The organism is Niveispirillum sp., assembly GCF_017996735.1.
In the GTDB taxonomy this organism is placed as follows: Bacteria; Pseudomonadota; Alphaproteobacteria; order Azospirillales; family Azospirillaceae; genus Niveispirillum.
This window is the reverse complement of the sequence record NZ_JAGOGJ010000180.1, coordinates 1-10,970: the sequence shown is the minus strand read 5'-3', so window position 1 is coordinate 10,970 and position 10,970 is coordinate 1. Positions and strand designations below refer to the sequence as shown.

General features: G+C 65.1%; 10 protein-coding genes and 1 pseudogene. 4 read left to right on the top strand and 7 right to left on the bottom strand.

Going from position 1 to position 10,970, the window contains the following annotated elements:
* The 4 genes and pseudogenes from KBA48_RS30120 to KBA48_RS30105 all read left to right on the top strand — a co-directional run.
* A pseudogene (locus KBA48_RS30120) lies at positions 1-190 on the top strand (ectoine hydroxylase); the annotation flags it as partial.
* Positions 190-1,632: an aspartate kinase gene (locus tag KBA48_RS30115; protein ID WP_292912383.1), complete on the top strand. Its 1,443-nt coding sequence runs from the start codon at positions 190-192 to the stop codon at positions 1,630-1,632. The pseudogene KBA48_RS30120 and the gene KBA48_RS30115, both read left to right, overlap by 1 nt.
* Before the next feature lie 18 nt (positions 1,633-1,650).
* Positions 1,651-3,075, top strand: a complete 1,425-nt coding sequence (locus tag KBA48_RS30110; protein ID WP_292912382.1) for a sodium/proline symporter — start codon at positions 1,651-1,653, stop codon at positions 3,073-3,075.
* Positions 3,072-4,301 (top strand): MFS transporter, encoded by a 1,230-nt coding sequence (locus KBA48_RS30105; protein WP_292912381.1) that lies wholly within the window; start codon positions 3,072-3,074, stop codon positions 4,299-4,301. The genes KBA48_RS30110 and KBA48_RS30105 overlap by 4 nt, the downstream gene beginning before the upstream one ends.
* A 246-nt stretch (positions 4,302-4,547) precedes the next feature.
* Here the strand turns inward: KBA48_RS30105 and KBA48_RS30100 are convergent, their stop codons facing one another.
* From KBA48_RS30100 to KBA48_RS30070, 7 genes are all read right to left on the bottom strand, one after another.
* Positions 4,548-5,828 (bottom strand): FAD-binding oxidoreductase, encoded by a 1,281-nt coding sequence (locus KBA48_RS30100; RefSeq protein ID WP_292912380.1) that lies wholly within the window; start codon positions 5,826-5,828, stop codon positions 4,548-4,550.
* A gap of 41 nt (positions 5,829-5,869) precedes the next feature.
* Entirely contained in the window at positions 5,870-6,745 is an 876-nt protein-coding gene (locus KBA48_RS30095; RefSeq protein ID WP_292912379.1) for a GNAT family N-acetyltransferase, read from the bottom strand.
* Between the two features lie 63 nt (positions 6,746-6,808).
* Complete coding sequence (locus KBA48_RS30090) at positions 6,809-8,011, bottom strand: DUF1624 domain-containing protein (protein WP_292912378.1); 1,203 nt, start codon at positions 8,009-8,011, stop codon at positions 6,809-6,811.
* Positions 8,012-8,062: 51 nt separating this feature from the next.
* Positions 8,063-9,388, bottom strand: a complete 1,326-nt coding sequence (locus tag KBA48_RS30085; RefSeq protein ID WP_292912377.1) for an FAD-binding oxidoreductase — start codon at positions 9,386-9,388, stop codon at positions 8,063-8,065.
* Between the two features lie 53 nt (positions 9,389-9,441).
* Positions 9,442-10,158, bottom strand: coding sequence for a cupin domain-containing protein (locus tag KBA48_RS30080; protein WP_292912376.1), 717 nt, complete (start codon positions 10,156-10,158; stop codon positions 9,442-9,444).
* Between the two features lie 30 nt (positions 10,159-10,188).
* On the bottom strand, positions 10,189-10,584 hold the full coding sequence (locus KBA48_RS30075; protein ID WP_292912375.1) for a RidA family protein: 396 nt from the start codon (positions 10,582-10,584) through the stop codon (positions 10,189-10,191).
* A partial coding sequence (locus KBA48_RS30070; RefSeq protein WP_367273894.1) for an alanine racemase domain-containing protein occupies positions 10,584-10,970 on the bottom strand: 387 nt, incomplete at its 5' end. The genes KBA48_RS30070 and KBA48_RS30075, both read right to left, overlap by 1 nt.

Genomic DNA, 10,970 nt, shown 5'->3' with positions numbered 1-10,970 from the left:
CATGCACGGGTCGAACGGCAATATCACCCCCCTGCCCAGGGCCAATGCCTTCCTGGTCTACAATGCGCTGTCCAACCGCTTGCAAGAACCGTTCGGCAAGGTGAACCCCCGCCCGGACTTCATCGCCGCGCGGCGCGACATCGCCGCCATCCGCCCCATGCCGGGCCCGTTGACGCGGAGTGCCGCGTGATGACGGAGCACACGATCGAAAAGATCGGCGGCACCTCCATCGCCGCCACACAGACCGTGCTGGATAATGTGCTGATCGGCGGGCGGCAGGGAGCGGCGCTGTATGGCCGCGCCTTCGTTGTTTCCGCCTATGCCGGCATCACCGACCTGCTGCTGGAACACAAGAAGACGGGCGAGCCCGGCGTCTATGCGGCGTTCATCAAGGACGCCGACGGGGATGACTGGACCCGTGCTTTGGATCGGGTGGCCACCGCCATGAGGGCGCGCAACGCCGCCATTTTCACCGAAGAAGGCGACAGCCGACGCACGGCCGACGCCTTCGTGGCCGAGCGGATCGACGGTGTGCGCCAATGCCTGGACGATCTGCACCGGCTGCGCTCCCATGGGCATTTCCGCCTGGCCGAGCCGCTGGCGGCCGTGCGGGAAATGCTGGCCGGGCTGGGCGAGGCGCATAGCGCCCACAATACCGCCCTGCTGCTGCGCGACCACGGCGTCAAGGCGCGGATGATCGACCTGACCGGCTGGCGCGATACAGCCCGGCCCGACCTGGACCAGCGCATCGCCGATGGCATGGCCGGCATCGACCTGTCGGACACCCTGCCCATCATCACCGGCTATGCCCAGTGCCAGGGCGGGATGGTGGCCCGTTATGACCGGGGCTATTCGGAGATGACCTTTTCACGCATCGCCGTGCTGACCGGAGCCGCGGAAGCCATCATCCATAAGGAATTCCACCTGTCGAGCGCCGACCCCAAACTTGTGGGTCCGGGAAATGCCCGCAAGATCGGCCGCACCAACTATGACGTTGCCGATCAGCTGGCCAATCTGGGCATGGAGGCCATCCATCCCCGCGCCGGGCGCGGCCTGCGGCAGGCCGGCATCCGGCTGCGGGTGAAGAACACCTTCGATCCGACCGATGACGGCACCCTGATCTGCGGCGATTACATCTCCGATTGCCCAAGAGTGGAGATCGTCACCGGCCTGCGCAACGGCACGGCGCTGGAGTTCTTCGAGCAGGACATGGTGGGGGAGAAAGGCTACGACGCCGGCATCCTGGAGGCGCTGACCCGCCATCGCGCCTGGATCATCGCCAAATCCAGCAATGCCAACACCATCACCCATTATCTGCGGGCCGACGGTAGCGCCGTCCAGAAGGTGGTCGACGCGTTGGAGGCCCGGTTTCCCACCGCCGGCCTGGCTACCCACGCCATTTCCATCGTCGCCATCATCGGCAGCGACCTGAACCGTCCGGGCCTGCTGGCCGATGCGCTGGCCGCCCTGGCTGGGGCCGGCGTGCCGGTCATGGGCATTCAGCATCAGATCCGCAATGTCGATGTCCAGTTCATCGTGGCCCGGTCTGATTTCGATAGCGCCGTGCGGGCCCTGCATGACGGGTTGATCGGAGCGGACGGCATCCGTCCGGTGGCCGCAATCGCCGCCTGACCTTTTAAGGGGCTTCCCATGATCACCGCCAGTTTTGTGGCTTTCCTGCTGCTGTTCCTGGGTATCGGGCTTTTCTCTGTTTCCCGGTCGCGCCGGACCCGGCGGGATTATTATCTGGCCAGCAACAGCGTGGCGCCCTGGCTGGTCGGTCTGTCGGCGGTGGCGACGAACAATTCCGGCTACATGTTCATCGGCGTCATCGGCTATACCTACACGGTCGGCCTGTCTTCGGTCTGGCTGATGCTGGGCTGGATCGCGGGTGACCTGCTGGCCTCGCTGTTCATCCATGGCCGCCTGCGCGAGGCCACGGCCCGCACGGGCGAAGCCTCCTTCGGGTCTGTGCTGGCCGGATGGCAGGGCGGTGACATGCGGCTGTGGCGGCGGATAGCTGCCATCATCACCGTGATCTTCCTGGGTGCCTATGCCGCCGCGCAGATCGCGGCGGGCGGCAAGGCCCTGCATGGCGTGCTGGACTGGTCGCCGACCCTGGGCGCCTGGATCGTTGCGGCCATGATCCTGGCCTATTGCCTGGCTGGCGGCATCCGCGCCAGCATCTGGACCGACGCAGCACAGAGCAGCGTCATGCTGCTGGCCATGGGCCTGCTGTTCGTGGTCGCCGTCGATGGGCGGGGCGGCTGGGATGCCAGCATCACCCAGATGGGGGCCATCGACGGGTTCCTGTCGCTGACCCCGCCAGACCTGCTGTTGCCCGGCCTGTCCGGTCTGGTGCTGTTCATCGTCGGCTGGATGTTCGCGGGCGTCAGTGTCATCGGCCAGCCGCATGTCATGGTACGGTTCATGGCGCTGGACCGGCCAGAGGGCATGGTGCGGGCCCGCGTCTGGTATTATTCCTTCTTCACCCTGTTCTATCTGCTGGCCACCGGGGTCGGCCTGCTGTCGCGGCTGTACCTGCCGGGTCTGGCCGAACTGGATCCGGAAATGGCCCTGCCGACCATGGCGCTGGAATTGTTGCCGCCGGTGCTGGTGGGGGTGGTGCTGGCCGGCATCTTCGCCGCCACCATGTCCACGGCCGACAGTCTTGTCCTGGCCTGCTCGGCCGCCATCACCCATGATCTGGTGCCAGAACGGCTGGAGGCGCCCTGGGCCTTGAAACTGGCAACCGCCGGGGTCACGGGCTTTGCCCTTCTGATCGCGCTGGCCGGCACGCAAAGTGTCTTCAGCCTGGTCATCCTGTCCTGGTCGACCCTGGCCGTGGCCTTCGGCCCCCTGCTGATCCTGCTGGCCCTGGGCCGGGGGGTGTCGCAGCGGGCTTCCATCGCCATGATGCTGGCCGGCGTCGCCGTGGCCCTGGGCTGGCGGCTGCTGGGCTGGCACAATGATGTCTATGAGGGGATGCCGGGCATGCTGGTCGGGCTGGCAGTGGGTTACGCCCTTTCCTCACCATTGCGGGGCGGCACCATGACCGCCCCCATCGCACGATGACCGGCTGGCGTCCCGTCCGGTCGCTGCTGGCCGCCATCTTCCTGGCCATGGCCGGCAGCGGCTTCGTGGCCACCTTGATCGCCCTGCGCCTGCAAGAGGCCGGGGCATCGCCCGTCACCATCGGCTGGATGGGGACCGCCTATTTCATCGGGCTGGGCCTGGGGTCGCTGCTGGCCTTCACATTGATCGGGCGCGTGGGGCATATAAGGGCCTTTGCCACCTTCGTCTCCCTGTTCTCCGCCTCGCTGCTGGCCTATGCGCTCTATCAGCATCCCGCCTTCTGGGCGGGCCTGCGGCTGCTGGACGGGCTGTGCATGGCCGGCATCTTCGTCTGCCTGGAAAGCTGGCTGAACGACCGCGCCCCGGCCACGGGGCGGGGGGGCGTGCTGGCGCTTTATATGATCGTTCTCTATATCGGTCAGGCGGCGGGACAGCCCATCCTGATGCTGGCCACGTCGCAGGCGTTGCTGCCGCTGGTCGCCGGTTCCATCCTGATGTCGCTGGCGGTGTTGCCCATCGCGCTGACCCGTATGCCACCGCCACCATTACCGGAAGGCAGGGCCATGGGGTTGGGCACCTTGTATGCGGCATCGCCGCTGGGGGTGGCCGGGGCGCTGGCCACCGGGGTCATGCTGGGGGCCTTCTATGCGCTGGGGGGACTGTTTACCGCCGGCATCGGCATGGATCTGCCGCAGACATCCCGGTTCATCGGCATCGCCGTGCTTGGGGGGGTGGTGCTGCAATGGCCGCTGGGCCTGCTGTCCGACCGGTTCGACCGCCGCCGGGTGATCATCGGCACGCTTGCGGCTACCCTGGTGCTGGCGCTGCTGCTGATCCTGGCCGCGTTGGCGATACCTGCCCTGCTGTTACCGGCGGTGGCCCTGTTCGGTGGCACGGCCTTCGCGCTCTACCCGCTATTCGTTGCCCATGCCAACGACCGATTGACCACCGATGCGCGCGTCGGGGCCACAGGCGGCCTGGTCATGGTCTATTCCGGCGGTGCCATTCTGGGACCGCTCAGCGGGGCGGCGGCCATGGCGGCCCTGGGACCGGCCGGCCTGTTCGCCCTGATCGCGCTGGTCGCTGCCACCACCCTGGCCTTCGCGCTGCTGCGCACCCGCCGGACAGCCCCCGTTCCGGCCGAACAGCAGATGCCCTATCAGATCCTGCCCCGTACCACCCCCGCCGCCGCCATGGTGCTGGATGGGCCCCAGGACGCTGGATAAGGCCCTTCATCCCGCAACCCCGACCTTGAAGGAACTGCGATGAGCCATATGGGACTGGATGCCTGCGCGTCCCGCGATCTGACCTTCGGCAACACCGCCGTGCCAGCCGCATATGCCCATGCCGGGTTCATGGCGGCGCACGGCTTCGCCCATGCCACGCCGCTGTCCACCAAGGACCATCGGGGAGTGCCGCCGGAGGGAGGTGATCCAACTCTCCGGAAAATTTTGAACGCATCATTCGCGCCGTTATTTCACCAGATCCTGATACCGGTAATAGGCCCCGACAATCGGGAGGAACCAGGGCGTGCCGAAATAGCCGGGGATGGCCGGCCAGTCCATGCCGCGCCAGGGGTTGAGATCGGCACGGCCGTCCAGAACCTCCGCCATGACAGCGCCCATATAGGTCGCCATGTGCGTTCCATGCCCGCTATAGCCCATCGAATAGAACAGGCCATCATGCTCGCCTGCACGGGGAAGCCGGTCGCGCGTCATCTCCACCATGCCGCCCCAGCAATAATCGATGCGGGCATCCGCCAGTTCGGGGAACAGGGCGATCATCGAGCGGCGCAGGATGGCGCCGCTCTTGGCGTCCGACACCGGATCGCTGGCACTGGAAAAACGGGCCCGGCCGCCGAACAATAGTCGGTTGTCCGGCAGCACACGGAAATAGTTCACGAAATTGAGGGTGTCGGTGGTGTTGCGCCGATTGGGAGTCAGCCGGTCGAGCAGGCTGACCGGCAAGGGTTCGGTCACGATGATGTAGGCCCCGACCGGTATGATCCGCCGCCGGAACCAGCCAAGCGGCCCGATGCGTGACGTGCCGGTCGCCAGCAGAACCTGATTGGCGCGAAGGCTGCCCTGCGGCGTGGTCACTTCGTGGACCTGCCCCTCGACACGGCGCAGCCCGATGACGGGGTTGTTCTCATAAATGCGGGCGCCGTGACGCGCGGCGGCGGCGGCAAGGCCCTGACCATATTGGCCCATGTGCATGCCGGCGCTTTTTTTGAAAAGCATGCCGCCGAAATAGCGATCAGAGCCAATTTCCGCCCGCATTTCCGATCTTGGCACCATGCGGGTGTCGGGATCGACGTCGCGTGACAACAGGTCCTGCGAGCGGGCGATCTTGTCGTAATGGGCCGGCTTAGCGGCAAGCTTCAATTTGCCCACGCGTCGGAAGTGGCAATCGATGCCTTCGTCCGTGATGATCTTTTCAACCAGATCGACGCCGGCATCAAAGGCCCGGTACAGGGTGTTCGCCCGGTCCCGGCCCAGCGCTGTGGAGAGAGAGTAATAGTCCTGGGCGAAGCCATTATTGCACATGCCGCCATTGCGGCCCGACGCGGCATTGGCAACGCGGCCAGCCTCCAACAGGACAACCTTCGCTCCCTTCTTGGCCAAAGCCAGAGCCGCCGACAGGCCCGTGAAGCCCGCCCCGACGACCGCAACATCGGCCGTACCCTCAGGTCCGCCTGGCATCGCACCAGCGAACGGCGTGGCCGTATCCAGCCAGTAGGAGGTCATCTTCATCACCGGAACTCCTCAACCACACTAACCGCAGGACGCCACGATCAGCCAAGTGACTGGTTAGAAAGCGCAAAGAGCGTTGCTGCGCCCTCGGCAAGCAGGGGCTGTCCACGCACCATGGATGTAACGTCGCCAACCTTGGGCAAACCCACACCCAGCAGCCAGGGTGTCAGGCCACTGGCAGCAGTGACGTCGATGCGGACAAAGCGCCCGACATGGGGGGCCATCAGATCCGCAATCAGCGCGCGGGCATCTTCCGGGTCGGCCGCCACCACCGGCCCGACGACGACGCCCCGGCCCCAGGGACGGACACAGCCATAGGCCCGAACGGCCCCCTCACGCTCGACAAGCCTGAACGCGGCGATCGGGAACAACGCATCGATCATGTTCGCACGCTCCATCCCGCTGGCGGCCCGATCAATGGCAAGGATGGCGGCACGGTCGTCGGCCCGGAAATCCCGGACAGTGCCGGAAACTGCCACCGTGACAGGCCGGGTGGCGAGTACCGCCTGATGCTGGTGGATCGCACCATAGGCCGCAAAGCCAAGCTGCGCATAAAGTGACCGCCCCTCCAGCGTGGAGTTCAGGATGATTGTCCGGCCTCCGGCCTGCCCCAGCAACTCATCCATCAGCATCCTGCCGATTCCGCGGCGCTGGGCCCAGGGAGCGACGATGATCATTCCGGCGGATGCGTGGCTGTCACCATAGGGCCACCAGAGCGCCGTGCCCACCAGCCGGCCCCCCACCTCCACCGCGATCCCGTGTCCCAGGGCCAGCGCGAAGGCCCAATCCTCCAGCCGATAGGGCCATTGCAGGGCCAGAGACAGGGACAAGGCCTGTGGCAGATGGTCCGGCGTCAGGGCGACCAGCCTGGGGGATGCCGTCGCGGCCATTGCGTCATCGACTGCGAAAGCCGTCATCTCATTTTCCTTATCGCCACTTGACCATGCTCCTCTTCCGGGCAAGCCAGACACCCCGGCCGGTCAGAAATATTTGAGCCAGGCAATGTCCTTGCGCCGCGCCTTCAGCTGCGAAAACCAGGCCGTCGGGATGTAGAAAGGAATGATCAGGCCCAGATACCAGGCGAACACCCAGCCATAGCCGTCGAAGCCGAAGACAGACCCCTGGGTGGGTCCCCAGATGGCGAGTGCCGTATGGTACAGCAGGCGCAGCATGCACAGATGGAAGATGTAGAAGAACATCGGCGCGCCGCCAAACACCGCCAGGGCGCTGGTGACACCGGCATCGCGGATACGGTCGAAGAAGGCCAGGAGCAGCGATCCGACACCCAGGGTGAAGAGCAGGAAGTCCAGAGATGGCGGATATTTGGTCAATGACAGGAAGCTCATCGCCGTCCGCGCCGGATCATCCGCCACGATGAACCAGGGCTTGTCGCCATAGATGTTCAGCAGCCGCAGGCCGATGAACAAGGCGATCATGCCGACACCCAGCAGCAGCAGACGGCGCTGACGGGTCTGGGGCGCAATATGCGGCAGGAACCAGGGGCCGATGCCAAAGCCCAGCAGGATCACACCGATCCAGGCCAGTACGGGATAGCTGGTTTTCGCCATCAGACCAAACGGCAAGGCGATGAGGTCACGCTGATGCAGCAGGGCCCACAGCGTATGGAACGGCGCGTCCGGGGCCAGACGAATGGGATCGAGCAGATTATGGCCTGCGACGATCACCAGGCCCAGCACGATAAGCGTGGCCAGGGGCAGCCGGAAAAGACCGGCCAGCACGATCATGCAGACCCCGATGCACCAGATGACCTGCAGCCACAAGGTCGGCTGCGCGATCCCCCAATAGATCGGCGACAGGAAAAACACCTCGATCGCCATCAGCAGCAGACCGCGTTTCAGGAGATAGGATGATGTCTCCTGCGGCGTGTGATTGCGGCTGTAGAGAAAGACGCCGAGACCCGTCAGCGCCACGAAGATCGGCGCGCACAGGCTGGCGGCCAGCCGGGCGAAGAACAGGGCCGGCATGATGGTCCTGGCATCCACCGGATCGGCGACATCGACATGCAGGAACCACGTCTCCCGGACATGGTCCAGCAGCATCAGCACCATGACGAAGCCGCGCAGCGCATCGATGCTGCGCAGGCGCCCGCCGGCGATTTTGGCAACCGTTGCCGTCATACCGGGCTGGTATTGCCGGGAAGCGGTCACAGCAATCGTACTCATCCGTACCTCCTGCCATTGCGCACCCGTAACGGTGCTCTCTGGTCATGCCCCCTAAAGCGCGCCGACCTTGATGGCGGAACCATCGATCAGCCGCGAAAGGTTGAAATGTGTGGGATCGATCACCGGCTTTTCATTGGTGACCAGTTGTGCCGCCAGATAGCCGATGCCCGGCCCAAGACCGAACCCATGCCCCGAACAGCCGGCCGCCAGGAACAGGCCGCCGACCGTATCGATCCCGGATACAACCGGTACGGCATCTGGCGTGCAGTCGACATAGGCACCCCAGGCGTGGTCGATCTCCATCCCGGCCAAATCGGGAAAGGTGCCCCTGACATTGTCCATGATCGTCCGCACCAGCCGCCCGTTGGGGGCCGGATCCAGGATGCGATGGCGTTCGAACATCGTTTCATCGCGTCCCAGCCAGGATGAAAGGGATTCAGGGCCGGTGAACAAGGATTCACCGACCCCGATCTGCACCGCCTTCAGCCGCTTCAGGAATTGTGGCAGGAAGCCGCGTGCGAACCGCATGCCCTGTGCCGTCAGTTCCAGCGTGGCGCGCCCGCTTATGGCCAGGGTGTAGCTGCCGTCCAGGCGCCGCGTCATGGCCAGATCCGGGCAATAGATCACGTCGCCGACATTCCGGGTTGGCTTGGTCCTTATCGCCGTCTGGCGCACGCTGGCCTGGGGGAACACCACGCCATGGCGCGCCAGGAAGGTCGACGCCCACGCCCCCGCCGCGCACAGAACCGCATTCGCCCGGATACTGCCCTTTTCGGTATGGACCCCCGAAACCCGGCCATTGGTGATGTCCAGGCCACGTACCGCGCAGTTCTGGTGAACGGTGGCGCCCAAGGCACGCGCGCCCTCGGCCAGCGCCGGCGCGGCCCAGGCGGGCTCGGCCTTTCCGTCCGTGACGGAATGCAGGCCGCCCAGCCATTTGCGGCGGGTTTCCGGGATACGCTGCGCCGCCTGTGCGCCGTTCAGCATGTAGGTTTCGACACCGAATTCCCGCGCTGTCGTCTTCCCCCAGGCTTCCCAGGAGGCCAGCATGGCGGCATCGTCGGTCGCATAGACCAAACCGGTGCGACGAAAGCCCAGGTCCTGGCCAATCTCCCCCGCCAAACCGTCCCAGAGCGACATCGACAGGAGCGACAGGGGCATTTCGCGGGGATCGCGGTTCTGCTGCCGGCACCAGCCCCACGTCCGGCTCGACTGCTCGCAGGCGATGTGACCCTTTTCCAGCAGGGCGACGGACAGGCCGCGCCTGGCCAGATAATAGGCCGAGGCGGTGCCGACAATACCGCCGCCGATCACCACGACATCGGCTGACGGCGGAAGCGCTTCGTCGCTGGCAACGGATCGAACAACGGGAACCATGATGAAACCTCAGGTGCGGATAATTCAGTCTGCCATGCCGGCGGCGCGGCCCGTCATTGTGCCGGTTTGTAAAGCGCGTAGATCTTGGCCACAGGCACGAAGCTGGCCCAACTGCACCGGGCACCCTGCTCGATGATAAGGGTATCGCCCTTTCGGAACGTTCCCGTGCGCCCGGCCTCGTCTGTGAATGACACCTCCCCTTCCAGAAGATGCATCAACTCGCTGTGACGGAAAAAGATCGGAACACGTTGATAGGGCGTGGAATCCCAGGTGCCGCACAGGAACTCCCCGCTGGCCGAACGGAAAACGTTGTTTGAGCGGCAGGCTGGCCTTTCGCCGATCAGCACATCATCGGCCGGCGGATTGGAAGGAGACAGCGGGGCCGCGTTGTCGATGACACTGATTCCGCCATCCCCGTCGACAGCCTCCAGATAACGCATGCCGATCAGGGTCACCGGCTGCGCGGCGCGCCAGCGAAACGCGGTGCCCTTTGCAATTACCGCACTGCTTCCGGGTTCGATCACGGCTTCATGGGAGCCGGTGACGAGGGTGAGCGCTCCACGGCTGGCGAATATCCACGTGTCACCACGATCTTCCACATGCTCACCCGATCCGGCGGCAATCGACGTGGTGAAAATCTCACAGGGGCCGGCGCGCACGGGCAGAATGCGTGCCCCCGTCCCGAACGGATCCGGTCCGGCAGCCGCCGCAAGCTGTTCGGCCATAACCCCCAGATTGAGGAAGGAAGGGCATTCGGTACTGCTCGTCATCGTTTGTCGTTCCCACATTCGTGCGTTGGATCAGGGGACCGCCGGCACATGCGCCACGGCATCGATTTCCACCAGGAAGCCATAATGAAGCTCTGGCACCGGCACGACGGTCCGGGCCGGTCGCGCATCAGGCAGCATCTCCGCATAGATGCGGTTGAATTCCGGCCAGTTCGCGACCCCAACGATATAGGCGGTTACGCGGACCAGATTTGCGGGCGTGCCTCCGGCGGCATTCAGGATCGCCAGCATATTGGCGATGGCCTGCCGGGCCTGTGCGTCAAAGCCAGGGTCAGTCAAGGGCTGCCCATCCGGCCGGATGGGCAATTGCCCGGAGATATAGAGTGTGTCCCCTGCCCGCATGCCTTGCACATAGTGCCCTGCCGGCGCTGGTGCAGCTTCGGTGAACACGGGTTCGATGCTGCTCATCACCAGCCTCCGAACCGCTGCCAGTTGGCGTCGACAATATCCGATGTGCCGTGGACGACGCGGTAGCTGGCATGCTGCGCACCGGTGGCGCAGGCATGGTTGGGCAGGATGCGCACACGATCACCGATCTTCAGGTCGGGCAGCGTCGCCCCGGAGCCGGGCCGAACCGTCACGATCCCATGTTCCTGATTGGCATCCGCCAGGATGATATCGCCATAGGGCCTGCCGCTGCTGTCACAGACCAGACCATAGCCCTGGCTGACCGGCTGTTTGGAGGTTCCGCGATCCTGCGGCATCGCCATCCAGCCGGCATCGACCAGTATCCAGCCTTTCTCCCGCTGATGTCCGATCACCGTGGCCAGGACCGACAGGGCGATATCATCGAC

Excerpts from the sequence above, each read along its gene's own strand:
- KBA48_RS30115 (WP_292912383.1), top strand. The coding sequence starts at position 190 with ATGACGGAGCACACGATCGAAAAGATCGGCGGCACCTCCATCGCCGCC.
- KBA48_RS30100 (WP_292912380.1), bottom strand. The coding sequence starts at position 5,828 with ATGAAGATGACCTCCTACTGGCTGGATACGGCCACGCCGTTCGCTGGT.
- KBA48_RS30080 (WP_292912376.1), bottom strand. The coding sequence starts at position 10,158 with ATGACGAGCAGTACCGAATGCCCTTCCTTCCTCAATCTGGGGGTTATG.
- KBA48_RS30105 (WP_292912381.1), top strand. The coding sequence starts at position 3,072 with ATGACCGGCTGGCGTCCCGTCCGGTCGCTGCTGGCCGCCATCTTCCTG.
- KBA48_RS30110 (WP_292912382.1), top strand. The coding sequence starts at position 1,651 with ATGATCACCGCCAGTTTTGTGGCTTTCCTGCTGCTGTTCCTGGGTATC.
- KBA48_RS30075 (WP_292912375.1), bottom strand. The coding sequence starts at position 10,584 with ATGAGCAGCATCGAACCCGTGTTCACCGAAGCTGCACCAGCGCCGGCA.
- KBA48_RS30090 (WP_292912378.1), bottom strand. The coding sequence starts at position 8,011 with ATGAGTACGATTGCTGTGACCGCTTCCCGGCAATACCAGCCCGGTATG.
- KBA48_RS30095 (WP_292912379.1), bottom strand. The coding sequence starts at position 6,745 with ATGACGGCTTTCGCAGTCGATGACGCAATGGCCGCGACGGCATCCCCC.
- KBA48_RS30085 (WP_292912377.1), bottom strand. The coding sequence starts at position 9,388 with ATGGTTCCCGTTGTTCGATCCGTTGCCAGCGACGAAGCGCTTCCGCCG.